This window comes from Aeromicrobium sp. PE09-221, assembly GCF_002174305.1.
In the GTDB taxonomy this organism is placed as follows: Bacteria; Actinomycetota; Actinomycetes; order Propionibacteriales; family Nocardioidaceae; genus Aeromicrobium.
In genome coordinates, this window is the sequence record NZ_MIJB01000006.1 from 30443 (window position 1) to 53243 (window position 22801).

General features: G+C 67.0%; 25 protein-coding genes. 13 read left to right on the plus strand and 12 right to left on the minus strand.

Annotated features, from left to right (window positions below; all coding sequences use genetic code 11):
- Positions 1–12: 12 nt before the first annotated feature.
- Positions 13–792: an ATP-binding cassette domain-containing protein gene (locus BHE97_RS03500; protein ID WP_087622642.1), complete on the minus strand. Its 780-nt coding sequence runs from the start codon at positions 790–792 to the stop codon at positions 13–15.
- Between the two features lie 65 nt (positions 793–857).
- The gene (locus tag BHE97_RS03505; protein WP_087622643.1) at positions 858–1940 is read right to left on the minus strand and encodes an ABC transporter substrate-binding protein; all 1083 of its coding nucleotides are present in this window, start codon (positions 1938–1940) and stop codon (positions 858–860) included.
- A gap of 356 nt (positions 1941–2296) precedes the next feature.
- Here BHE97_RS03505 and BHE97_RS03510 point away from each other — a divergent pair, with 356 nt between their 5' ends.
- From BHE97_RS03510 to BHE97_RS03530, 5 genes are all read left to right on the plus strand, one after another.
- Positions 2297–2758, plus strand: coding sequence for a cupin domain-containing protein (locus BHE97_RS03510; RefSeq protein ID WP_087622644.1), 462 nt, complete (start codon positions 2297–2299; stop codon positions 2756–2758).
- The gene (locus BHE97_RS03515) at positions 2755–3555 is read left to right on the plus strand and encodes a creatininase family protein (RefSeq protein ID WP_087622645.1); all 801 of its coding nucleotides are present in this window, start codon (positions 2755–2757) and stop codon (positions 3553–3555) included. Before BHE97_RS03510 ends, BHE97_RS03515 begins: the two co-directional genes overlap by 4 nt.
- Positions 3552–4301 (plus strand): isochorismatase family cysteine hydrolase, encoded by a 750-nt coding sequence (locus BHE97_RS03520; RefSeq protein WP_087622646.1) that lies wholly within the window; start codon positions 3552–3554, stop codon positions 4299–4301. The genes BHE97_RS03515 and BHE97_RS03520 overlap by 4 nt, the downstream gene beginning before the upstream one ends.
- 55 nt (positions 4302–4356) lie before the next feature.
- A complete protein-coding gene (locus BHE97_RS03525) occupies positions 4357–5745 on the plus strand; it encodes an amidohydrolase family protein (protein WP_087622647.1) in 1389 nt (462 codons plus the stop codon).
- Positions 5746–5903: 158 nt separating this feature from the next.
- Positions 5904–6893, plus strand: a complete 990-nt coding sequence (locus BHE97_RS03530) for a patatin-like phospholipase family protein (RefSeq protein WP_087622648.1) — start codon at positions 5904–5906, stop codon at positions 6891–6893.
- A 46-nt stretch (positions 6894–6939) separates the two neighbouring features.
- Here BHE97_RS03530 and BHE97_RS03535 read toward each other — a convergent pair whose 3' ends face one another.
- Positions 6940–8970, minus strand: a complete 2031-nt coding sequence (locus BHE97_RS03535; protein ID WP_087622649.1) for a serine hydrolase — start codon at positions 8968–8970, stop codon at positions 6940–6942.
- Positions 8971–9391: 421 nt separating this feature from the next.
- Here BHE97_RS03535 and BHE97_RS03540 point away from each other — a divergent pair, with 421 nt between their 5' ends.
- A complete protein-coding gene (locus BHE97_RS03540; protein ID WP_087622650.1) occupies positions 9392–9637 on the plus strand; it encodes a superinfection immunity protein in 246 nt (81 codons plus the stop codon).
- Between the two features lie 171 nt (positions 9638–9808).
- Here the strand turns inward: BHE97_RS03540 and BHE97_RS03545 are convergent, their stop codons facing one another.
- From BHE97_RS03545 to BHE97_RS03560, 4 genes are all read right to left on the minus strand, one after another.
- Positions 9809–10174 carry a type II toxin-antitoxin system VapC family toxin gene (locus BHE97_RS03545; RefSeq protein WP_087622651.1) on the minus strand — a complete coding sequence of 122 codons (366 nt, stop codon included), beginning with the start codon at positions 10172–10174 and terminating at the stop codon, positions 9809–9811.
- Positions 10171–10422: an AbrB/MazE/SpoVT family DNA-binding domain-containing protein gene (locus BHE97_RS03550; RefSeq protein ID WP_170931238.1), complete on the minus strand. Its 252-nt coding sequence runs from the start codon at positions 10420–10422 to the stop codon at positions 10171–10173. Before BHE97_RS03550 ends, BHE97_RS03545 begins: the two co-directional genes overlap by 4 nt.
- A 117-nt stretch (positions 10423–10539) precedes the next feature.
- Complete coding sequence (locus BHE97_RS03555) at positions 10540–11322, minus strand: DeoR/GlpR family DNA-binding transcription regulator (RefSeq protein WP_087622652.1); 783 nt, start codon at positions 11320–11322, stop codon at positions 10540–10542.
- A gap of 65 nt (positions 11323–11387) precedes the next feature.
- The gene (locus tag BHE97_RS03560; RefSeq protein WP_087622653.1) at positions 11388–12134 is read right to left on the minus strand and encodes an SIS domain-containing protein; all 747 of its coding nucleotides are present in this window, start codon (positions 12132–12134) and stop codon (positions 11388–11390) included.
- A gap of 131 nt (positions 12135–12265) precedes the next feature.
- Between BHE97_RS03560 and BHE97_RS03565 the strand changes: the two genes are divergently transcribed.
- From BHE97_RS03565 to BHE97_RS03595, 7 genes are all read left to right on the plus strand, one after another.
- Positions 12266–13168: a sugar isomerase gene (locus BHE97_RS03565; protein ID WP_087622654.1), complete on the plus strand. Its 903-nt coding sequence runs from the start codon at positions 12266–12268 to the stop codon at positions 13166–13168.
- Position 13169: 1 nt separating this feature from the next.
- Entirely contained in the window at positions 13170–14348 is a 1179-nt protein-coding gene (locus BHE97_RS03570; protein WP_087622655.1) for an amidohydrolase family protein, read from the plus strand.
- The gene (locus tag BHE97_RS03575) at positions 14345–15265 is read left to right on the plus strand and encodes a hexose kinase (protein WP_170931239.1); all 921 of its coding nucleotides are present in this window, start codon (positions 14345–14347) and stop codon (positions 15263–15265) included. The genes BHE97_RS03570 and BHE97_RS03575 overlap by 4 nt, the downstream gene beginning before the upstream one ends.
- A gap of 4 nt (positions 15266–15269) precedes the next feature.
- Entirely contained in the window at positions 15270–16121 is an 852-nt protein-coding gene (locus BHE97_RS03580; protein ID WP_087622657.1) for a class II fructose-bisphosphate aldolase, read from the plus strand.
- Positions 16122–16182: 61 nt separating this feature from the next.
- The gene (locus BHE97_RS03585) at positions 16183–16671 is read left to right on the plus strand and encodes a PTS sugar transporter subunit IIA (RefSeq protein WP_087622658.1); all 489 of its coding nucleotides are present in this window, start codon (positions 16183–16185) and stop codon (positions 16669–16671) included.
- Entirely contained in the window at positions 16668–16949 is a 282-nt protein-coding gene (locus BHE97_RS03590; protein WP_087622659.1) for a PTS sugar transporter subunit IIB, read from the plus strand. Before BHE97_RS03585 ends, BHE97_RS03590 begins: the two co-directional genes overlap by 4 nt.
- Before the next feature lie 50 nt (positions 16950–16999).
- Positions 17000–18424, plus strand: coding sequence for a PTS ascorbate transporter subunit IIC (locus BHE97_RS03595; RefSeq protein ID WP_087622660.1), 1425 nt, complete (start codon positions 17000–17002; stop codon positions 18422–18424).
- 73 nt (positions 18425–18497) lie between these two features.
- Here the strand turns inward: BHE97_RS03595 and BHE97_RS03600 are convergent, their stop codons facing one another.
- From BHE97_RS03600 to BHE97_RS03615, 5 genes are all read right to left on the minus strand, one after another.
- The gene (locus tag BHE97_RS03600) at positions 18498–18803 is read right to left on the minus strand and encodes a DUF3618 domain-containing protein (RefSeq protein WP_087622661.1); all 306 of its coding nucleotides are present in this window, start codon (positions 18801–18803) and stop codon (positions 18498–18500) included.
- A complete protein-coding gene (locus BHE97_RS20340; RefSeq protein WP_201791298.1) occupies positions 18793–19197 on the minus strand; it encodes a phage holin family protein in 405 nt (134 codons plus the stop codon). Before BHE97_RS20340 ends, BHE97_RS03600 begins: the two co-directional genes overlap by 11 nt.
- Before the next feature lie 3 nt (positions 19198–19200).
- A complete protein-coding gene (locus BHE97_RS03605; RefSeq protein ID WP_201791299.1) occupies positions 19201–20310 on the minus strand; it encodes a YihY/virulence factor BrkB family protein in 1110 nt (369 codons plus the stop codon).
- Positions 20311–20720: 410 nt separating this feature from the next.
- Positions 20721–21158 (minus strand): PTS sugar transporter subunit IIA, encoded by a 438-nt coding sequence (locus BHE97_RS03610; protein WP_170931240.1) that lies wholly within the window; start codon positions 21156–21158, stop codon positions 20721–20723.
- Positions 21159–21328: 170 nt separating this feature from the next.
- The gene (locus tag BHE97_RS03615; RefSeq protein WP_087622663.1) at positions 21329–22792 is read right to left on the minus strand and encodes a PTS fructose transporter subunit IIBC; all 1464 of its coding nucleotides are present in this window, start codon (positions 22790–22792) and stop codon (positions 21329–21331) included.
- Positions 22793–22801: the final 9 nt, after the last annotated feature.

A 22801-nucleotide genomic window follows, 5' to 3' on the forward strand; every position in this document is an offset into this window, starting at 1 on the left:
GTCTCCTCAGATCTAGTGGTGGGAGCCGAGCTGCGCGCTGATCGCGCGGACCAGATCGGCGAGCGCGTCGGCGTCTCGCGGGGCGTGCGGATCCAGGAGCGGAGGACTCGGCGAGTCGATGACCTGTTCGACACGGCCCGGATGTGCCGCCATCACGACGACCCGGTGGGCGATCTGGACGGCCTCCTCGATGGAGTGGGTGATGAACAATGCGCTGAATCCCTCGCTTCGCCACAGGTCGAGGAGGACCTCGGCCATCTTGGCCCGGGTGAACTCGTCGAGGGCCGCGAAGGGCTCGTCGAAGAACATGATGTCCGGTGAGCTGCTGATGGCCCGGGCCAGTGAGACGCGCATCTTCATGCCGCCGGAGAGTTCACGCGGGAGCGCATCGGCGAACTGGGACAGCCCGACCGTCTCGATCGCCGCGGTGGCCGCAGCCCGGCGGCTGGCTTTGGGCACGCCCTTGAGCTTGGCCACCAGTTCGACATTGCTGCGTACGGAACGCCACGCCAATAGCGTCGGATCCTGGAACACATAGGCCTGCTCCCCGACATTGCGGGCCAGCGTGCCAGCCGTGACCTCGCTGAGGCCGGCCGCCATGCGCAGGACGGTCGTCTTGCCGCAGCCGGACGGGCCGACGATCGAGACGATCTCGCCACGTTCGACCCTCAGGTCGATCGGGGTGATCGCCTGATACCCATTGCGAAAGACCTTCTCGACCCCGCGCATCTCGAGTACCGGCTCGCGGGGGCCGGCGGTCGGCGCGTACACCGGTACGGACACGGTGTTCATGGGGCTCTCCTCTCTCGGCAGTGCGGCGACGGGCACGGGACCCGCCGCCGCACGGCCCGGTGGCATCAGTCGGACAGTTCCTCGTAAGAGCCCTCGGGAGCATCGGGGAGCTCACTGGGCACCGCGATATCGGGAGTGACCGTGAGATCGGCGACATCCTCGACACCGATGTCCTCGTTGTCCAGAACGCCTAGGGAGATCATCTGATCGATCAGTGTCTGCCAGCGTTCCTCGGTCATCGCGCCGATCTTCTGCGCGCCCTCGCCTGCGACGATCGACGGCCGCTGGGCCGCCCATTCGAACCAGGTCAGCTCCGGCGACAGCTCCTTGTCGACCTCCTGCGTCAGGTGATCGTTGATCTGCGTGGCGATGTCGATGTCGGACATGTAGTCGACCCACCCCTGGTTGCTGGCCTCGACGAACTTCTCGACGATGTCACGATTCTCGGCGAGGTAGTCCTTGGTGGTATAGGTCACCACGTTGTACGGGTTGAAGCCGGTATCGGCGAAGGGCATGAAAGTCACGTCAACACCCTCTTGATGGGCCACATACGGCTCATTGGCGAGAATGCCCTGCTGTACCAAGTTGTCATCGCGGATGAAGTTGGCGATCGATCCGTTGTACTGCATCGAATCGAAGTCGATGCCGTACTCCTTCTTGACCCATTCGACGCCGAGGACACCGGCCGAGTTGACCCAGGTCATGCCCTCCGTGTCCTCGAGCGAGGTGATGCCGGTGTCCCGGTGGACCATCATGCCGGTCAGGCTGTCCTGCAAGATCGCGTTGACCGCGACGAGCGGAATGTCCTCGTCGTTGGCCTGAACGATCTCGTTCGCACCGCTGCCGGTGACACCGAAGTCCGCCCGGCCCGAGGCGACGAGCTGCGTGCCGGAGACCTGAGGACCTCCCGGTTCGATCGTGACGTCCAGACCCGCGTCCTCGTAGTAGCCCAGCTGCTGGGCGGCATAGAAACCGCCGCTCTCCGCCGTGGGCAGCCAGCCGAGGACGACGGTCACCTCGGTGAGGTCATCGGATGCGCTGTCGTCAGCACCGTTCGATCCGCAGGCTGCGAGAACGAGACTCGTCGCGATCGCGATCGCGACGGTGAGGCTCCCGCGTCGGCGGACGCTCATCTGAGGGATATTCATCGGGGGCGTGCTCCTTACATTGCTCGGTCCCGCCAGCCGGTGGCGGTGTCAGCATCGGCCGCCGCGCTCTGCGTCAGCGTCACCACCGACGGTACGACTGCGATGTAACAGACATTCGTCCGCGACGATGACATTCATGTGACATCCCGCCAGATGGTCTTCCGCTCGCCATCACAGGCTTTTTTCGGTGACCTGCGGGCATGGCGCGCTCGGGAGGAGGCCTAGGACGGTGTCTCTGGCGCGGAGGGCATCACACCGGCGTTAAATATCGGTAACACATCAGTTACCGGGCTGTCCGGCAGAGGCTCTGGGGACCTACGGTTGCCACACCCCTACCCCGGACACGAGGAGCACTCATGGCTCAGCCACCCGTCGTCAAGAACATCGAGGACCTCACGGCACGTCTGATCGCACCAGATGACACGGTCAAGCTGCTGCCTCTGGCCGGTCCCTCCGATGGCTCACCAGCCAGCGTCTTCCTGGAGATCTGGGAGCCCGGCGGTGCCCAACCGGACAACTCCCATCCCGACTCGGTGGAGATCTTCCTCGTGCTCTCCGGCGAGGCGCAGGCGGTCAGCGACGAGCACACCGTCGCGCTGCGCCAGGGCGACGTCCTGGTGCTGCCCCCCGGCTCGGTGCACCACATCCAGAACACATCGGCGACCGAGCGGCTGTACACCGTCACGGTGATGGCCACCGACAACGAAGGGTCCATGGCCGACGGTTTCGAGGCGCTCGTCACCAATGGCACGCCGACGCTGCTCGATGAGACCGATAAGGCGACGATCTTCACCCGGTACGCGGCCGGGATCGCATGAGTCGCTGGGCCGACGTGACCACGACGGACCTGGCTCGGTCCGCCGACACCATGACGGCCATCTGCCCCGTCGGCGCCATCGAACAGCATGGACCGCACCTGCCCCTGGTCACCGATGCCCTCATCGCCGAACGCACCGCCGAACGCGCCATCGAGTTGCTGGACGATCCGGGATTCCGGGTTCTGCCCACGCTTTCGTATGGCACCTCCGGTGAGCACCTCGAGTGGCCGGGCACGATCTCGTTGTCGACCACGACGATGATCGCGGTGTGCCGGGACGTGGCGCGTTCGGTGGCGACCGCCGGGTGTCCTCGTCTGATCTTCGTCAACGGACACGGTGGGCAGATCCACCTGCTCGACATGGTGGCCCGCGATATCCGCATCGAGACCGGGCTGATGGTCTTCACCGTCACCCCGTCCCGGCTGGTGGAGCCGAGCGAGGCCGGCGCCTCCGACCGTTTCGGGGTGCACGGCGGACAGGAGGAGACGAGCCTCATGCTGCATCTGCGCCCCGATCTCGTGCACGCCGATAGATTCGCTCCGGGGGGTGAGGCCGCGGCATCGGCATTCGAGAGGCTCGACATGCTGACATTGGAGAACGGCGTCTCACCGGCGTGGGTCACCAGCGATGTGAGCTCCACCGGCGTCATCGGCGACCCCACTACGGCGACGGCGGAAATCGGCCGATCTCTGCACGACCTGGCCGCATCCCGGCTAGCCGACGCCCTGCTCGAGATCCGTGACTTCCGCTTTCCCGAGGACCCTCTGCCACCCCTTTCCACAGGAGCATCCCGATGAGCGTACGACAACACTGGGCCCGTTCCGGCGATCACGTGGACCTCCACCCGGTGCACGCCGAACCACGCCCCGTCACTCTGACGGCCGAGCCGCAGCGCGTCACCCTCGACCTCGAACGCACCGCGCTCCTCGTGGTCGACATGCAGAACGACTTCTGCCACCCCGACGGCTGGCTGGGCTCCATCGGGGTCGACGTCGCGGGGGCGCGCGCGGCGATCGAGCCCTGTGCCCAGCTGACGACGGCCGCACGGGCCGCCGGCGTTCCCGTGACCTGGGTGAACTGGGGCAACCGCCCGGATCTGGCCAATCTCCCCGCCGGGGTCATCCACGTGTACGACTCCGACGGCACCGGCGGGGGCATCGGGGATCGTGCCGGTCGCAGCGAAGCGGTGCTCACCGCCGGCAGCTGGGGCGCCAGGGTCGTCGACGAGTTGGTCGTGGCCCCTGCGGACATGGCGGTGACCAAGTACCGAATGAGCGGTTTCACCGATACCGATCTGGACTCGATCCTGCGCCTGAACGGCATCGACACCCTGTTATTCGCCGGTGTCAACGCGGACCAGTGCGTCCTCGCCACGCTGATGGAGGCGGCAGCTCTCGGGTACAACGTGCTCATGGTCGAGGGAGCTGCGACGACGACCTCGCCGGACTTCTGTCTGCAGGCGACCCTCTACAACACACGGCAGTGCTTCGGATTCACGGTCGACTGGGCCGAGCTGGTCGCCGCTCTGCGGGACGCCACATGAGCGGGCGACCGATGGGATGCGGTGCATGGCGGGGTCTCATCGGGGGGGCGCTGGCATGAATCCTCAGCATCGCGGGACCTCGTCCGTGCTGGTGACGAATGCCCGGCTCATCACCTGTGCGGAGGATGAGAGCGTCCCAGCCTATGTTGAGTCCGGATGGATGCTCGTCACCGAAGGCATGATCGAGGACATCGGTAAGGGCACTCCACCCGCGGCCGGCTCCGTCGACACCTTCGACGCGGCCGGGTGTTATGTGGCACCGGGCTTCGTCTCCTCGCACAGCCACCTGTTCACCAGCGGACTGCGGGGTCTGGCCGCCGACGAGCCGCTCTACGCGTGGGCGCGGTGCTCGATGGGCGCCACCGCGCAGGCGACACCCGAGGACATGTACTGGGCCACATTGCATGGGGCCTTCGATTTCCTCAATGCCGGTGTCACCACCGCCTTCGACTTCCACGACTCCCGAGAGCCCTGGTCGGACATCGTCGACGGTCGCCGGCAGCGCACCGATCCGGCAGCACTGCGACCGGTCGATCACGTCCTCCGCCAGATCGACGCCAAGATCGATGCCGGACTGCGGTTCGTCGGCGCCACTCGTCCCGACTCCGATGTCGGGACCTTCGAGGAGATCCGCGAGCGCTTCGCGCAGACCGTCGAGCACCTGCGCGGCCTAGATCCTCGCTATGCCCTCGGGGCGGCGGTCATGGGCGGCGTCCAATGGGCGGAGAACCTCGACGCTGCACGTCACGAGGCCGCGCTCATGCACGAGTTCGGCGTCATCAACCAGGCCCACTTCCTGGAGACCCCCGAAGCGATCGAGCACCAGCGCTCCAAGTTCACCTGGTACGAGGAGGCCGGTGCGCTGGGGCCGGACTTCATCTTCGGGCACTTCGTCCATCCGACTCCCGACATGATCACGCGGGCGGCCGCGGCGGGTTGCGCGATGAGCTGGCAGGCCACGGCCAACGGGCGGCTCGGATCGGGGATCGCCGATATCCCGGCCCTGGAGGCAACCGGGATGCCGATCGGTCTCGGACTGGACGACCAGGCATGCTCCGACCTGGCCGACCCATGGCAGAACATGCGCTTCGCGGCCTACAGCGTGCGCGCCGATCGCCGAGACGCCACGGCGATCACGATGCGGAGGGTCCTGCACATGCAGACCCTCGGTGCAGCGCGGATCCTTGGCGTGGCCGACCGTGTGGGCTCCCTCGAGCCGGGCAAGTACGGGGACTTCCTGGTGGTCGATCCTTCGGCCCCCGATATCGGCCCCATCCGGCATCCGGTCGATTCATATGTGCTGGCGTGCGGACTGCGGAACCTCGTCGGCGTCCACGTCGGCGGCGAGCTGGTCGCCGACGGCCGCCGGGCGCTGGATCCGCTGGCCAGACAGGCCTCGACCGAGATCGCCTCGCGCCTCGAGCGATTCGTCGTCCCGCAGTAACGATCGCCCCCACGCCTGTGAGAAAGCCGGTACGCAGCTCAGCCCGGTGCTGAAGGGTGCGATCCTGACAGGATCGGCGAGCGCGATCACCGAACGGCGGTAGGTCTGAAACGCTGTGAGACCGCTCAGACATCGGTCACGCCGTTAGGCTGAAAACCATGAGCGAAGGACGTCGGGTGGCGCTGTCACTGGGCTCTGGAGGAGCACGCGGCTACGCACATATCGGCGTCATCGAGGAGTTGCGCGAGCGCCGCTACGACATCGTCACCATCGCGGGCACCTCGATGGGTGCCCTGGTCGGCGGGCTCACCGCCGCCGGACGCCTCGATGACTTCTCCGACTGGGCACGCGGATTGCGCCAGCGCGACGTGCTTCGCCTCTTCGATCTGCGGTTGTCCGGCCCCGGAGCCATCGCCGCAGAACGCCTCTTCGAGCGGATGGCTGAGTTCTTCGACGAGGCCGTCATCGAGGATCTGCCCATCCCGTTCACCGCTGTGGCCACCGATCTCGGTGCCCGTCGCGAGGTCTGGTTCCAGCAAGGACCACTGCAAGCGGCCGTCCGGGCCTCGATCGCCATCCCTGGACTCTTCTCGCCGGTCATGATCAACGGCCGTCTCCTCGTCGACGGCGGTCTGACGAACCCGGTACCACTCGAACCCACCACCGCCGTCCCGGCTGATATCACGCTCGCGGTCTCGCTCCTAGCACCCCGGAACCGCCGCGAACTCACCTCGCCGGTCCACACCTCGTCGGCCCCCGACCGGAGCGTCGCCTGGCGCGAGCGCCTGAGGCGCACCCTGGCAGGCCTGACCGGGCGGGACTCCGATCCGGCCGACGACGAACAGCCCGAGATCTCCGCAGAAGTGGACACCGACCCCCATCCATCGTCCCTCGCCGACGGGCTGCCCCCCGGGCTGCGCAAGGTCGATGTCACCGCCCTGTCCTTCGAGACCATCCAGAGCGCCCTGGCTCGCTATCGCATGGCCGGGCTCCCCGCCGACATCCTCATCGAGATCCCGGTGGACGCCTGCAAGACCCTCGACTTCCACCGCGCCGAAATGATGATCGACCTCGGGCGTTCGCTAGCCGCCGAGGCGCTCGACCAGTTCGAGGAGCAGCAGACACTGTCGCACGATGAGTCGACATGATGGTGCCCACCGGCCGAGGACCCGGCGGGCACCATCATCTCATTTCTCACTCCCTGAGCAGCGCAGATCGCCGGTACCAGGTGAGCAGACCACTACCCGCCAGCACCAGCATCATCGCCAGCGCCACGAGGGTCATCGAGTCCTCGGGCGCGCCGAGGTCCGGCAGATCCCGGTCACCCGCGACCGGACGATCGGTCTCCCCCCGGTCCACCCCGTCCGGAGTCCCACCCGTGGGCGGCGGCGTCGGCTCCGGCTCCTGCGGGCCGGTGTCCAGCGCATAGGCGTACACCGCGGCGCCGATCCGCTGGAGATACGGATTGGCCGTGGCCTGTACGTCCCCGCCGAAGCCCTCCACTCCTCGCGAGAACACCGAGAGCGTCATCTCCTGGCCGGGCACCAGCAGCATGCCCACGTCGTGGCTCACCACATCGTTCTCACCCGTCTTGTGCGCCAGCACCTCCGCGGGCACCGTCGCGCCGAGCTTGGTCTTCACCTGCTGCGCGAGCATCAGCTCGACGATGTGCTGCGCCGACTCCGCGCTGAGGAACTCCGGCATCTCCTGCTGGCCCGACGCGATGTCATAGAACAGCACCATCAACTGGTTCATCCCCCGCGGGGTCAGCCACACGTCGCCGTCCGGCGGGACCACGGGGCCGAACATCTTGCGGCCGAAATGCAGATCGCGCTGCGGGATACCCGAGCCCTGCGTGAGCGTGTTGATCGCCTCGAAGCCCCCCACCACGTCGACCAGCTTGTTCGTCGCCGTGTTGTCGCTGACCGTCACCATCAGGTCGAGCATCCTGCCGACACTGACGTCCTGCGGGAACGGGTTGTCCTTCAACGTCCCCGATCCGCCGTAACGCTCATCCTCCGTGATCGTCACGACATCATCGAGGGACAGCTGTCCTCGCTCCACCTGATGCATCACCGCGGCCGCCAGCGACATCTTGATCGTGCTCGCGGTCGTGAACCGGTCCTGCGCCCCGAGGAAGAGCTGACGATCCTCGTAATAGCCCGACAGGTCCTCGATCGCCACGCCGATCTCGATGCCCTTCGTCCGCGCCTCATCGATGATCGGCTGCACCACTGCGGTCAGTTCCGGCCAGTTCTCCGGCGTCGGCTGATGCTCCGGCACCAACCGCTCGCGCGTCGCGTCGTACACGATCGACGCCGCGCGCTGCACGTAGACATCGACCTGCGGACGCTGGATCACGGCAGGGTCGAAGGACGTGGTCACCGTCAGCGCCACCTCGCGACCGGGCACCAGGATCAAGCCCGAGTCGTGTGACACATCGGCCAGCTCACCCGTCTTGTTCGCCAGCACCTCGCGCGGGATCACGGCGCCGAACTTCGTGTCGACCAGCTGACCCTTCATCAGCGAGATGATGTGCTCGCTCGACTCCGGGCTCAGCACCTCGTGCTCATAGAGCATGCGCACCAGCTCGTTCACCTCGCCGCTGGTGATCCAGTTCTCCTGCAGCGGCGGCGAAGCCGGATGGATCATCTTGCGACCCAGCCACAGATGCTCGAACCCCAGGCCCTCGATGTACTCATTGACTCCGTCGAAGCCGCCCGCCCGGTCGATGAGCACATTGGTCGCCGTGTTGTCCGACACCTGCACCATCAGCTCCATGAGCTCGGCGATGCTGATGTCCAGAGGGAACTCGCGATCGCGCAGCGTCCCCGAACCGCCCACGATATTGCTGCTGCCGGCCTCGATGGTGACGACCTCATCGAGGCTCAAGCGACCCCGGTCGGCCTCGTCCATCAACGCCGCCAGCAACGGCAGCTTGATGATGCTCGCGGCCTTCACCGGCTCCTGGCCACCGATCTGAAAGGTCTCACCCGAGAACTCGCCGCCGAGATCCGTGACTGTCGCGCTGAGGTCGACCCCTGCCTCGGCGGCCTCGGCCGACAGGTGATCGAGGCTGGCGCTCATGTCGTGCCAGGCCTCGTCGGCGGTCGACTGCGCCATCGCCGGCACGGCGGCGATCAACGGAAACGCCACCAGCCCGGCAGCGGCCGCGGCGATGCGAGCGCGGCCCCTCCCGGACCGCACTGGAGATGAAGAATGCATCGGAACCTCTCGTCAGGGGCGCCGCTCCCTCCGCGACGCATCCTGACGAGGCTATGGACGCCGTGCTTCGTCCCGATGACGACGAGTTCTCATGCTCGTGACGAGATGCGAGTGTCCTAGAGATTCCTCGTACATCGGTCACCGCGCCTCGGTGGTTTCACGGCTCTCTCCTCGTCGACAAATCGAGGCCGACGCAGAGGTGCTGGCCGACAGCTCAACCAGACCAACGACGACACCTCGCCGTGCAGCGGGCGCGCGTCATCGTCACGACACCGAGGATCCTCTCCGCGGCGCGAGCACCGTACGTCGGCTGCGCTACCTCCACGACGCCGCGCCTCGCCCAGCCCCTCACCAACGCCTCGGCGAGGCCCACCGCCAGCGCGAACCGCTGATATGACCGCAAAGGACCTATCCTGGAGACATGAGCCGCGACTTCGTGACCGACCGCCGGGCGCGCCCCATGCAGTTCGTCGTCAGCTGGATCGTCACGATCCTGACCGTCGGCTACATGCTGCCGTGGGCCATCGCCGCCACCCGCGGCAAGTCCAATACCGGTGCGATCTTCTGGCTCAACCTGCTGCTCGGCTGGTCCGTCATCGGATGGGTGATCGCCCTGGTGATGGCCTGCACCTCACATCAGGTGCTCGGGATCAAGAACCCGCGCTGAACAGGCCCGTCGGCTGAGTCACCACGGGCGAGGCTGAGCCGTCGGTCGTGCGGATAGAGATCTACCCACCATCGCCGGGCCGGAACCTGGCGTCACCCCCCGTGACCTACTTCGACCTTATGACCGGACTGGTGATCGTTCACCCCGCCGAGGATCCCTGACTGCACGCAGTCAGGAGCGGAGCTGATCGATCCGCCCCGAAGACCCCCAGGCACGATCCGCCGTGAGAACGCGAGCGTCCCGGCGGTCGCCGAGGGCGAGACAGAGACGATCGCCGAGGGACAGACCCGAGCCGGCTCGCCACAGCCGCGCTGCGTGTTCGGCGTCGTCGAGGGTGACGGGTTCGACCGTCAACCCGTAACTCTCCAGGAGGCCGCGCGCCAAATCCCAATCGCCGGCACGTGCCATCACCTTCTGCGCCACCTCGGACCAGTTCGCCGCCCCGATGACACCCCGCGGCAATTCCTTTTCCACTTCGTCGGCGCCTGCCTCACCCTGGAGAAAGGCCAACAACGCGGAAGCGTCGAGGACGGTCATGCCACCCCATCCTCATCTCGCTGGGCCGCCGCTCGACGATCGGCGATCAACTCTTCCACGAGACTCTCTCCGGCGAGTTGATCGCGCAGGAGCCGTTTCGCCTGATCCCGAGTGGCCAGCACTACTCCGTGTGCCGTCTCGATCAACAGCAGCGGGGTCCCTTGCTCCCACTTCTGACGGGCACGCAGATCCGAGGGCACGACCACCCTCCCGCGGTCTCCCATCAAGACAGTGAAGGTGGTACTCATGCTTCAACGATACCACCGAGCTCGTACCGGTGACACTGGCGAGACGCTCACTCCGACAGAGCATGCCGCACTCCATCGTCTACGTACCGCCGGCGGCGTCGTCACCGGCTGACGGCCTCAGGTCCGGTACACCTCGACACCACGCTCGACGATCTGAGCGATGACCTCCGGGTCGGCGGACTCATCGGTCACCAGCGCGTCGATGGCGTCGATCGAGCAGATCCGCACGAAGGCCGCCTGCTCACGGACCTTCGACCCGTCAGCGACCACCACCACACGCCGCGCTCGCGCCGCCAGCGCCGCATTGATGCTGGCCTCACCCTCATGGTGAGTCGTGGCACCGGCCTCGGCCGAGATCGCGTCGACACCGAGGAAGACCAGATCCAGGTTCAGCTGCTCGATCGTCGCCTGGGCGAGCGGGCCGATGAGCTCATAGGACTGCGCTCGCGCCACGCCACCGACCACCACCAGCTTGATGTGCTGGCGCACCGTCAGCTCGTTGGCGATATTGACAGCATTGGTGACGATAGTGACCTCACCGCCATCATCATCGACAGCCGGATCGCTGCGACGCGCGATCGCGCGGGCGACCTCGCTCATGGTGGTGCCGCCGTTCATGCCCACCGTCATGCCCCGGGACACGAGCTCCGAGGCACGAGCGGCGATGCGCTCCTTCTCGGTCGCATGTCGCGCCGACTTGTAACGGATCGGCAGGTCGGCCACACCCGAGGCGACCGCGCCACCGCGGGTACGCATCAGCAGCTGCTGGGACGCCAGATGATCCAGGTCGCGGCGCGTCGTGGCGGGCGATACGCCCAGCTCGGCGGAGAGCTCCTCGACGCTCATATGGCCACGGTCGGCCAACAGTTCCAGCATTTCGTTGAGCCGTTCGTAACGCATGGGTCGCTCCTGCCTATCGCCGCGGGCCTGCCGAAGATATCAGGGCGACCCTCCCCGCGGCCCGGTCAGAGGTAGAAGATCCGATCCGCATTCGCCGCGAGATGCTCCGCATTCCACTCCTTGCCGCCATCGACATTCGCCGCGAGAAAGACCGGTGGCTCGACATCGTGGTCCACCAGGTCGGCGATCGTCTCGGCGACCAACGCGTGCAACAGCGCTGTACTCGTGACACCTGACAACGCGCAGAAACGCTGCGGAACACCCGGCAGGGACAGGACCGCGTCACCGGCCGCCACCTTGTTGTCGAGGACGTAGTCGGCGAAGTCCTTCATCTTCTTGCCCGATACATGGCGAGAGTCCACGGCATCGGTGTACTCCTGCGAGGTCACGGCAATGACGGTGATGCCGCGTTCCGAGGCGAGCTGAGCGATCTCGATCGGCACCGCATTGCGCCCCGACACCGAGACCACGATGAGGACGTCACCGGAGGTGAGCGGTGAGTTGTCGAGCAAAGCCTTCGCATAACCCGGCAGTTTCTCGATATCGCTGCCCAGCGTGGTCGGCCTCGTATCGAGTGCGGCGATGCCGGGGCCGTACAGCGGATTGACCAGCATCAGTCCGCCGGCCCGGTAGACGATGTCCTGGACGGGAAGCGACGAGTGCGAGCAGCCGAAGGCGAAGAGCCGGCCGCCCTCGCGCAGTGTCGCGCCGATCGCCCGCGCTGCCTCCGTGATCGCATCGGTCTCCTCATTGCGCAGCCGCTGGAGCAGCTCGATCGCGGCGTCGACATAGGTGGTCGCGAGGCGGGTCATGGGGTCTCCTTCACCGAGCAGGGAACTCAGACAACTTTTGCATATATATGAGCATTACGTCAACGATTTGATCATCTTCAATCATTCATGGCATGCTCGGATCGCACCTGCCGTGTCACCTAGGAGGAACCATGACCGTCTCCGCACACCAGACCCACCTTGAAGCGGAGATCACCGCGCAGCCCGGCGACTGGATACGGGCGGCCGCGAGCATCGCGAGCCATCGCCCCCTCCTCCCCGCGGACGGCGAGCGCGTCGCCGTCATCGGCTGCGGCACCTCGTTGTACATGGCCGAGGCCTATGCCAGCCTCCGCGAAGAGAGCGGACACGGGATCACCGACGCCTGGACTCCCACCGAGGCACGACTGGATCGTGCGTACGACCGGGTGCTCGCGATCACCCGGTCCGGCACCACGACCGAGATCATCGACCTGCTCTCCAGCATTCGCGGCACCACGGCGGCGACGGTCATCACCGCCACCCCCGGCTCGCCCGTGGTGGATCTCGCCGACGCGATCGTGACTCCCGAGTTCGACGAGCAGTCGGTCGTCCAAACCCGGTTCGCCACCAGCACCCTCGCCCTCCTCCGTGCCCAACTGGGCCACGACCTCACCCGTGCGGTCGAGCAGGCTCGCGCCGCCCTGGATGCCGAGCCGCCTCACTGGAGCACGCTGTCAGATGCCGAGCAGTTCACCTTCGTCGGGCGCGGCTGGACCAATGGCCTGGCGCACGAGGCGGCGCTCAAGCTCCGCGAGGCCGCCCAGCAGTGGACCGAGGCCTACCCGATGATGGAATACCGTCACGGCCCCCTCAGCGTGAGCGCCCCCGGGCGCGTGGTCTGGGCCTTCGGCGAGCCGGTCGAAGGATTCGCCGAGGATGTAGCCACCACCGGTGCCCACTTCCAGACATCCACCGACGACCCGATGGCCGAACTGGTCAAGGTGCACCGCTTGAGCCTGGAGATCGCACTACGCCGAGGCCTGGACCCGGACCACCCGCGCAACCTCAGCCGCTCGGTTGTGCTCGACTCATGACATGACGCCCACCACCAGCTCAGCTCCCCACGCCGTCCGTGGCCGGGTGATCGTCCCCGGCTCCGTCCTCGACGACGCCGTGGTCTACATCGACGGTCAGCAGATCGATGATGTGCGGGCCACCGCCGAGTCCGATCGCGAGCTGCCGTTCCTCGGCACCGTCGCACCGGGATTCATCGACATCCACTGTCACGGCGGGGCAGGCGCCTCCTTCAGCAGCGGAGACCTCGACGAGGTGACCACCGCCGCCCGGCACCACCGCGCCCGAGGCTCCACGACCGTCCTCGCGGGACTGGTCACCGATGCCGCCGAGCGCCTCCTCCGCGCGGTCGAGACGGCCGCCGAGGCGGCCGAACGGGACGAGGTCGGCGGGATCTATCTCGAGGGACCTTTCCTCAGCCCACAGCGATGCGGAGCCCAGGATCCCACCCACCTGCGGTCTCCGGATGTCGGGCTCACAGCCGAGCTCGTCCGAGCCGGTCGCGGTCATGTCAGGGTGATGACCCTCGCCCCCGAGCTGCCCGGCGCCGACGCGGTGGCCGACCTTCTCCTCGAGAACGGGGTGATCCCGGCCGTGGGGCACACCGCTTGCAGTGCCGCGCAGACGGACCGGATCCTGCGGCGGGGCGCACCACAGGACAACCCTGGCCTGGCGACCCACCTGTTCAACGGAATGCCCCCGCTCCATCACCGCGAGCCCGGACCTGTCGGCGCGTCCCTCGGTGCCGCTGCGGACGGCCATGCCAGCGTGGAACTGATCGTCGACGGCGTCCACCTCGACGACTCGATCGCCCGGCTCGTCTTCCAGGCACTCCCTGGCGGCGGCATTCTCCTGGTGAGCGATGCGATGGCCGCGGCCGGCATGTCCGATGGCACCTACCGCCTCGGCTCCCAGGACGTCCGCGTCGAATCGGGCGTCGCACGGCTCATCGTCGACGGACAGGTCGTGTCGATCGCCGGCAGCACCATCCATGTGGCCGATGCGGTGCGCCGCGCTCATCGAGATGCCGGAATCGACCTGGCGACGGTGGTGGCGGCTGCCACGGAGGCACCGGCCCGGGTCATCGGCGCCCGCTCGTCACTCGGCGTGATCTCCCGAGCCGCGCGCGCCGACCTAGTCATCCTCGACGATGACTCACGCGTCACCCGCGTCATGCGTCGAGGGCGGTGGTTGCCGTGATCGTCACCGTGACGTGCAACCCCGCAATCGATCTCACCTACCGGATTCCCCATCTCGTGCCCGGCTCGGTCCACCGAGTGGCGAGCGTCGAGCGTCGCGCCGGCGGCAAGGGCGTGAATGTGGCGCGTGTCCTGCACCGCCTCGGTCGCCCCGTCGTCGCCACCGGATTCGCCGACGGACACTTCGCGGACGAACTCGAGGCGATAGGTCTGACGACACGTTTCGTCTCCGCTATGGACCGGGTGCGGCAGACCCTCGTCGTCCATGACAACCAGCAGGTGACCTCCCTCTGGGAGCCCGGGAACCCGATCCACGATGGCGCCGAGGCCCGCTTGCTCGGCATCGTGACCGAATTGCTGCAGGAGGCCAAGGCTCTGGTCGTCTCCGGAAGCCTCCCGGCGGGCGCGGCGAACACCCTCCCCACTACCCTCGCGCACCTCGCCCGTGATGTCGGCGTGCCCGCGGTCCTCGATCTGGACGACGAGCCCCTCGCCATCGCCGCGCAGCGCTCCGCGGCGGTCCTCACACCGAACCACGAGGAGCTGGGCCGGCTGCTCGGCACCGCTGAGAATGCTTCGGCGGCTGCCGCGACACTGGCGACCACCACCGGTGCGCCCGTCGTCGTCACCCTCGGTGCCGATGGCATGCTCGCGAGCACCGGGACCCAGACCTGGCGGGTGCGCCCACTCGAGGTGCTCAGCGGCAATCCCACCGGCGCAGGTGACGCCGCCGCGGCCGCGATAGCGGCCGGGTTGAGCGAGGCCCAGCCGTGGCCCGACATCCTCATCCAGGCCGTCGCACTGTCAGCATCCGCCGTCAACGCACCGGTCGCGGGCGAGATCGATCTCGACACCTATCGATCCTGGCAGTCACGCCTGGAGGTCGAACCTCTCCGAACGCCCGGCGACGAAAGGTAGATCCATGCCCCAGGCACCCCTGACTCGGCTGCTGGAACGAGCCCGCGCCGAGGGAACAGCCATCGGCGCGATGAACGTCATCACGCTCGAACACGCCGAGGCGATAGTGATCGGTGCGGAGGCGGCCGATCGACCCGTCGTGATCCAGCTGTCGGAGAACACCGTGGCGTACCGCGGGAGTCTGGGCCCGGTCGGGCTCGCCTGCCTGCGAATCGCCGAGGAGTCAAGCACCGAGGTCTGCGTGCACCTCGACCACGCGACCGACCCCGAGCTCGTACGAGCGGCGGTGGACCTCGGCTTCGACTCGGTGATGTTCGATGCCTCCACTCGGCCCCACGCCGAGAACGTGCGAACGACGGCGGCGATCGCTGCCTGGTGTCACGACCACGGCATCGCGGTAGAAGCCGAGCTGGGTGAAGTGGGCGGCAAAGACGGGGTCCACGCTCCCGGAGTCCGCACCGATCCCGGTGACGCTCGTCGCTTCGTGGAGGCGACAGGCGTCGACGCCCTCGCCGTCGCCGTGGGCTCGTCCCACGCGATGGTCACCCGCGACGCCCGCCTCGACGATGACCTGATCGCCCGCCTTCACGCCGCGGTACCCGTCCCACTCGTCCTGCACGGTTCGTCCGGCGTGCCCGACGACGGCCTGCGTAGCGCCGTGCGCGCGGGGGTGCGCAAGGTGAACATCGCTACCCATCTCAACCTCCAGATGACACGGGCCATCACGACTGTCGTCGATGAAGGGCGAGCCGACCCGCGCATCTACCTGGGGGCTGGACGCGATGCCATGGCCCTCGAAGTGCAGCGGATTCTCATGCTCCTGAGCATCAATTCCGAGGCATCCATTGACAGGTAGATGACCAATAGCGTTCCATAATAGTCATATTCAATCAGTTTTGATCATCAGAGGATCCCCCATGACCGCGACGCCCGACCCGGTTCCCTCGCCCGAGCTCCTCGGCACGCGCATCGCCGCGACCGACTGGACCGATGCCGTCCGCGCCGCCGGCCAGCTGCTCGTCGATGCCGGACGCTGCACCACGGGGTATGTCGAGGCCATGCAGGACGCCGTCCGCGATCTCGGCCCGTACATGGTGGTCGCACCCGGTGTCGCGATGCCTCACGCACGTCCCGAGTCCGGTGTCCTCGCCCCCGGCGTCGCGATCGTCACCCTCGCCTCCCCGGTCGCCTTCGGCCACGCGGCGAATGACCCCGTGGACCTCGTCATCGCCTTCGCCGCGATCGACAAGGATGCCCACCTGGCGACCCTGCAACGCATCGTGTCACTCATCCAGGACGACGCGACCCTCGGCGCCCTTCGCTCCGCGCCGGACGAGACCACCGCGGCCGCGATCCTCCGCGACCATCACGATCCAGCCCTCAACCCCTCAAGGAGCCAGCAATGAAGATCGCCACCGTGTGCGGCATGGGTTTCGGCACCAGCATGATGCTCGCCATGCAGGTCCGCGACATCCTCGCTGACGAGGGGGTCCAGGCGTCCGTGGATCCGGTCGACCTCGGCTCCTTCAAGTCCATGCAGGCCGATGTCGTCATCGCCCCCCGCGACATGGAGTCGCAGGTGACGGCCGGGCCCGCCGAGCACGTCGTGCTCATCGACAACCTCGTCGACCGCGACGAGGTCAGCTCGAAGGTTCTCGAGCTTCTTCGGTCCCTGGCCGACTAATCCCCAGGTGGCCCGGCCACCGCCCTCCCCTCACCCCACAGGAGAAGTTCATGACAGCCTTGAACTTTGTCGTCGAGCTGGTCCAGGTCCCGGCCATCATCATCGGCCTGATCGCCCTCATCGGCCTGCTCATCCAGCGCAAACCCCTCGGCGACACCGTCTCGGGGACCATCAAGACGGTGCTGAGCCTGTTGGTCATCGCCGGCGGCATCACCGTCCTCATCAACGCCCTCACGCCGATCCAGGCCATGTTCGAGCGCGCCCTCCCGACCGGCCGCGTCACCACCTTCGTCACCTTCGACGAAGCGGTGGTGAGCGCGGTACAGACCGCGGACGTCGGCCGCCTCGGCATGTTGATCGGGCTGACCCTGTTGTTCGGCTACGCCTTCCACCTGCTGCTCGCCAGGGTCACCCGCGCCCGGTACGTCTACCTCACGGGTCACATGATCTGGGTCAACGCCGGTGCCTTCGCCATCTTGTTCCACAGCCTCGACCTGGGCGATGCGACCACCGTCGCCGCGGGCTCGATCACCTCCGGGGCGTACATGACCTTCGCCCCGGCTCTCGCACAGCCGATCATGCGCAGGATCACCGGACGCGACGACGTGGCCTTCGGGCACGGGCAGACGCTCCTCAATGTCGCCGCCGCCGGTCTCGGCAAGCTCATCGGCGACCCCGGCAAGAGCACCGAGGACATCAAGGTGCCGCAGAAGCTGAACTTCTTCCGCGACGTGGCCGTCTCGACCACACTGGTCATGCTCGTCGTCGCCTTCGTGGCAGCCGTCAGCGCGGTCTCTCAGATCGGCATCGCAACCTTCACCGAGGAGATCTCCGAGGGTCAGAACTGGTTGGTCTTCACGCTGCTCGCGGCCCTCGGGTTCACCGCCGGCATGCTGATCATGCTCTACGGCGTGCGGATGCTCATCGCCGAGATCGTCCCGGCTTTCCAGGGCATCGCCCGCCGCCTCATCCCGACGGCGAAGCCCGCGTTGGACGTGCCGGTGATCTTCCCCTTCGCGCCGAACGCGCTGGTCATCGGTCTCGTCGCCGGTGTCATCGGCCAGTTACTCGGCATGGCCGTGCTCGCCGCCATCGGCTGGCCGGTCCCGATCCCCAGCATGATCGTCGCATTCTTCGCGTGCGGTGCCGCGGCGATCTTCGGCAATGCGACCGGTGGACGACGCGGCGCCTGGGCCGGTGGTTTCCTCTGGGGCTTCGTCGGTTGGATCATGATCAGCTATGCCTACAAGTTCGAGATCTTCGGCGACCTGACCGCACTGGGAGCGACCGGCCTCGGTTTCACCGTCCCCGATGTCATCGTGCCCGCGATCATCGTTCACGCGATCAGTTCGCTACTCGGCTCGTGGTGGGCAGTCGCCGTCACCGGCGCCGTGGTGGTCGGCCTCGTGGCGTTCACCTGGCAGCCACGCATTCCCGATGACGAGCCGGCGGAGAGCGCCACCACGGACGCCTGACCGCAGATCGCCACCGCTGCGAATGCCCCACCCGCCATCCCGGGTGGGGCATTCGCAGTCTCAGGCTGTCGAGTCAGCGCGAACGACGCCCCATCAGCACTGCGACCACGGCCACCAGGACCACCACCGCGCCGGCCCCAGCGAGCACCTTCGGATCGGGTCTGCCATCGGCTGTGGTACCGGCGTCCTTGGCGTGCTCCGCGAATGAGGCCGCCTTCGCCTTGGCCTCCTCGGCCTTGCGTTTCGCCTGAGCCTTCACATTCAGCCGATCGGTCAACGCATCGACCGTCTCGCCGAGATCCTCTCGCGTGCGCTCGATATCGGCCTCGATATCGTCCATGCTCGCGCCCTGTTCCGGTTCGGGATGCTCACTTGTCATGGTGCATCGCCTCCTTGATCTCGTCGATGTCGTCCTTCACCGTCTCTACCGTGCGCTCCGGAGTCGGCGTGGCCTGCTGGATCTCCTTCTTGCCGACCAGCGCCGCCACCCCCGCGGCGACGAACAGCACCGCGGCGACGATCAGCGCGGCCGCCCAGGCCGGGAGAACCAGGGCGAGGGCGAGGACCGCCGCGGCGATCAACGTGCCCAGCCCGAACAACGCCAGCAGGCCGCCGGCCCCGAACAGGCCCGCGCCGATCCCGCCGTGCTTGGCCTTCTGCGACATCTCCGCCTGCGCCAGCCGCAGCTCGTCGCGCACCAGACGCGAGGTCTGCTCCGACAGCCGGGTGACCAGTTCCCCGGTCGACAGCCCTTGTGGTCGCTCTTCGCTCATCGCTCATCGCTCCTTCGTCGTCGAGGACCTGTCATGGTCGTCTCCGCGCGACCGGTCGCCTTCGCCGGCCCGCTGCTGCGCCTGCCGCCGCAGGCGGCGACCGCGCACCCGATCCTTCTCGTCCTTCTTCTGATCCTTTTCGATCTGCCGGGTATCGCGCGGCGGCAGCTGGATGCTCTCCTCGGCGGCGATCCCGGCCTGCAGCTCGCGCCCTCGCTCGACCTCGGCATCGAACTCCGCCCCGAACAGCAGGGCCAGGTTGGTGATCCACAGCCACAACAGGAAGACGATGACGCCGCCGAGGGAGCCGTAGGTGCTGTTGTAGTTGGAGAAGTTCAGGACATAGACGGCGAAGCCCGCCGATGCGATGATCCAGGTGATGATCGCCAGGACCGCGCCGATGCTGATCCAACGGAACTTCGGCTGCCGGACATTCGGCGTGGAGTGGTAGAGGAGCGCCACGATCACCACGACGATCGCGAGCAGGACCGGCCACTTGAGGATGTTCCAGGCCGTCACCACTCCGCTTCCGAGGCCGAGCGCCGATCCCACCGAGCTGGCCACCGGGCCCGACAACGCCAGGAGGAGCCCCGCGGACCCGACGAGCAGCACGATCACCACCGTGAGCACGAGCATCCAGGGCCGCAGCTTCCAGATCGGCCGGCCCTCGTCGACCTCGTAGACACGGTTCATGGCCCGGCCGAAGGCACCGACATAACCCGACGCCGTCCAGAGGGCGCCGAGGATGCCGGTGATCAACGCGAGACCCGCGGTCGGGGCGTTGGCGAGGGTCTCGATCGGACCACGCAACGTGTCGACGGTCGAGCTCGGCAACAGATCGCCCAGCACATCGAGCACGGCCTCGGTCGTCCGCTCGGCCTGACCCACCACGCCAAGCAGGGACACCACCGCGAGCAGCGCAGGAAATAGGGACAGCGTCGCGTAGTAGGTAAGGGCCGCCGCGAGATCCAAGCACTGGTCCTTGGAGAACTCGCGTACGGTCTTGCGGGCGATATAGAACCAGGAGGGCTTGGTCAGGTCCGTCGGGTCATCCGGCTTGCGCGGATCCTCCGGCGGCGGCTCGCCACGGACATGCTGATCTGCCGAGCTCACACGATCCCCCACGTCGATATCGAAAGGCCACTGCCCGACCTGTCTTCACGATAGAGCGACCGCGGCCTTATCGCGCGGCAACGGAGGCGAGCAGCCACCCGCGGTATCGCTGTACCGAACTCCCGATATCGATCTCGATGATGGCCTCGTGCTCTCCGAGATCCATGACGTCCGCGCCTCCCTGGCAGGCGTTCTACGCGCGCCGCGTCGTTGGAGCGGCCTTCTGCGCCGCACCGCCTCCGCGCGCGCCGTCCAGGGCTCGAACACCATCCGTGGACTGCTCGAGCCGGCGCGCCGCTACGACAGATCCACACTGAGATCCGCTCGGCCCGGCCGGCCCTCACCGATCCCTATCCCACGCTCCTCACCGAGATCCGGCGAGCCCTCGGCTGACCCCGCCGGGATCGTCGTTACGCGAGCTTGGCGCTCAGTTCCGCATAAATCTCCTCCGCCGAGCCGCCGGTCAATACAGCGCGCAGATCCTCGTCGATCAGCGCCCGCGAGACCTGCGCCAGCAACGTCAGGTGCGTGGTGCCGGCCTCTGCCTCCGGGACGAGCATTGCGAGGGTCACCGAGACATCCTCGCCGGACCAGTCGACGGGACCGTCGAATCGCTGCACCAGCAGCGCCGCATGCTCGACCGCCGCGTGCTTGGTGTGCGGGATGGCGATGCCGTCCATGAGCGCCGTCGACATCTCCGTCTCCCGCGCTTCGAGCCCGGCCACCACCCCGGCGGCATCGGAGGCGTAACCCCGTTCGACCGCGAAGGCAGCGATCTGCGCCAGCACATCCCCCTTGCTGCCGGCCGAACCGCCGATGCGGACATTCTCCGCAGTGAAGATCTCCATGGTCATTCTCCTTCTGAGTACTGCTGACACGACGTAAGGGGTGGCTGGCACTGGATGACGTTCCTCGTCCATCCTGTCGTGTCACGGCCTCCGACGAACCGATGATGATGCGTTGTGGCTGCCATAACCGCCGTATCGCATCATCATCGGTGCGGAGGCGCGGACGTCGTTCAGGCCGCGGACGGTGCCGTGGCGGCGGACTTACGGGCCCGCGTGAGTCGGTAGAACCCGTAGATGACGCCCGCGATCGCCGAGCCGATCGCGATCGCGACCACCCAGCCGACCGGGTTGCCGACGATCGGCAACACCAGGAATCCCCCATGCGGGGCAGGCGATGTGACTCCCCAGAGCAGCGTGAGGACCGCGGCGATCGAGCTGCCGAGCATGAGGATCGGAATCACCACGAGCGGGTTGCGGGCCGCGAACGGGATCGCGCCCTCGGTGATGTGCGTGGCGCCGAGCGCGTAATTGACGTAGCCCGCGCGTCGCTCACCGGGCTCGAAGCCCTTGGGGAACAGCGTCACGGCGATCGCCGTGATCATCGGCGGTGCGATGCAGGCCGCCGACACCGCCGCCATGAACTCGAGATTCCCCTGGCCCAGCAAGGCCACGCCGGTGACATATGCCGCCTTGTTGACCGGACCGCCCATGTCGAAGGCGCACATCACGCCGAGCACGATGCCCAGCACGATCGGGTTGGCGTCCTGGAAACCGCTGAGGAAGTTCTCCAGGCCCGAGGAGATGTCCGCCATCGGCGCAGAGATGAAGAAGGTGATGCCGCCGAAGAGCAGCGTGCCGAGCACCGGCATCAGGAAGATCGCCTTCAGGCCGACCAGCGACTTGGGCATCTTCTCGAAGACCTTGCCCAGCAGGAGCATGCCGTAGCCGGCCATGAAACCGGTGACGATGCCTCCAAGGAAACCGGTCCCCATGTCGGAGGCGACGAGACCGGTGATGAGCCCGACCGTCAGACCCGGGCGCGAGGCGATCGAATACGCGATGAAGGCCGAGAGCACCGGCACCATCAGTCCCAGTCCGGTCCCGCCGACCGTGTTGAGCATCTCCGCGAAACGGTTGTACTCATCGGACGAAGGATCGGCCGAGTAGATGCCGAACAGGAAGGAGACCGCGACGAGCACACCGCCACCGACCACGAACGGCAGCATGTAGGAAACACCGTTCATCAAGTGCTTGTAGACCGCGCGACCGACCTTGCGCCAGCCTTCCTCGCCCGAGGTGTCGATGGCCTGGACATTGAGGAAGTCGTTCTCGTCGGCGGGCTCGTCCTCGACACCGCCACCGGCGCCGACGGGCACCGCGCTCTTGGATTTGGCGAGCACCCGGTCGATGAGATCGTCGGCGTGGTGGATGCCCTCCTTGACCCCGACCTCGACCAACGGCTTGCCGGCGAAACGCTTCTGATCGACATCCTTGTCCGCGGCGATGATGACACCGTCGGCACGCTCGATCTCCTCAGGCGTCAAGCCGTTCTCGAGCCCCACCTGTCCGTGCGTCTCCACACGGATCTCGATCCCCCGTTGCTCCGCGGCCTTCTTGAGTGCCGCCTCGGCCATGTACGTGTGTGCCACACCGGTGGGGCACCCCGTCGCAGCGATGATGAACTCGCCAGCCATGGTGTTTCC

Bases quoted from the DNA above. Each gene is read 5' to 3' on its own strand.
- BHE97_RS03590 (WP_087622659.1), top strand. From the start codon at position 16,668: ATGAAGATCGCCACCGTGTGCGGCATGGGTTTCGGCACCAGCATGATG.
- BHE97_RS03585 (WP_087622658.1), top strand. From the start codon at position 16,183: ATGACCGCGACGCCCGACCCGGTTCCCTCGCCCGAGCTCCTCGGCACG.
- BHE97_RS03525 (WP_087622647.1), top strand. From the start codon at position 4,357: ATGAATCCTCAGCATCGCGGGACCTCGTCCGTGCTGGTGACGAATGCC.
- BHE97_RS03520 (WP_087622646.1), top strand. From the start codon at position 3,552: ATGAGCGTACGACAACACTGGGCCCGTTCCGGCGATCACGTGGACCTC.
- BHE97_RS03600 (WP_087622661.1), bottom strand. From the start codon at position 18,803: ATGACAAGTGAGCATCCCGAACCGGAACAGGGCGCGAGCATGGACGAT.
- BHE97_RS03560 (WP_087622653.1), bottom strand. From the start codon at position 12,134: ATGACCCGCCTCGCGACCACCTATGTCGACGCCGCGATCGAGCTGCTC.
- BHE97_RS03510 (WP_087622644.1), top strand. From the start codon at position 2,297: ATGGCTCAGCCACCCGTCGTCAAGAACATCGAGGACCTCACGGCACGT.
- BHE97_RS03565 (WP_087622654.1), top strand. From the start codon at position 12,266: ATGACCGTCTCCGCACACCAGACCCACCTTGAAGCGGAGATCACCGCG.
- BHE97_RS03515 (WP_087622645.1), top strand. From the start codon at position 2,755: ATGAGTCGCTGGGCCGACGTGACCACGACGGACCTGGCTCGGTCCGCC.
- BHE97_RS03530 (WP_087622648.1), top strand. From the start codon at position 5,904: ATGAGCGAAGGACGTCGGGTGGCGCTGTCACTGGGCTCTGGAGGAGCA.
- BHE97_RS03615 (WP_087622663.1), bottom strand. From the start codon at position 22,792: ATGGCTGGCGAGTTCATCATCGCTGCGACGGGGTGCCCCACCGGTGTG.
- BHE97_RS03610 (WP_170931240.1), bottom strand. From the start codon at position 21,158: ATGGAGATCTTCACTGCGGAGAATGTCCGCATCGGCGGTTCGGCCGGC.
- BHE97_RS03500 (WP_087622642.1), bottom strand. From the start codon at position 792: ATGAACACCGTGTCCGTACCGGTGTACGCGCCGACCGCCGGCCCCCGC.
- BHE97_RS03540 (WP_087622650.1), top strand. From the start codon at position 9,392: ATGAGCCGCGACTTCGTGACCGACCGCCGGGCGCGCCCCATGCAGTTC.
- BHE97_RS03550 (WP_170931238.1), bottom strand. From the start codon at position 10,422: ATGAGTACCACCTTCACTGTCTTGATGGGAGACCGCGGGAGGGTGGTC.
- BHE97_RS03580 (WP_087622657.1), top strand. From the start codon at position 15,270: ATGCCCCAGGCACCCCTGACTCGGCTGCTGGAACGAGCCCGCGCCGAG.
- BHE97_RS03545 (WP_087622651.1), bottom strand. From the start codon at position 10,174: ATGACCGTCCTCGACGCTTCCGCGTTGTTGGCCTTTCTCCAGGGTGAG.
- BHE97_RS03555 (WP_087622652.1), bottom strand. From the start codon at position 11,322: ATGCGTTACGAACGGCTCAACGAAATGCTGGAACTGTTGGCCGACCGT.
- BHE97_RS03535 (WP_087622649.1), bottom strand. From the start codon at position 8,970: ATGCATTCTTCATCTCCAGTGCGGTCCGGGAGGGGCCGCGCTCGCATC.
- BHE97_RS03570 (WP_087622655.1), top strand. From the start codon at position 13,170: ATGACGCCCACCACCAGCTCAGCTCCCCACGCCGTCCGTGGCCGGGTG.
- BHE97_RS03595 (WP_087622660.1), top strand. From the start codon at position 17,000: ATGACAGCCTTGAACTTTGTCGTCGAGCTGGTCCAGGTCCCGGCCATC.
- BHE97_RS20340 (WP_201791298.1), bottom strand. From the start codon at position 19,197: ATGAGCGAAGAGCGACCACAAGGGCTGTCGACCGGGGAACTGGTCACC.
- BHE97_RS03505 (WP_087622643.1), bottom strand. From the start codon at position 1,940: ATGAATATCCCTCAGATGAGCGTCCGCCGACGCGGGAGCCTCACCGTC.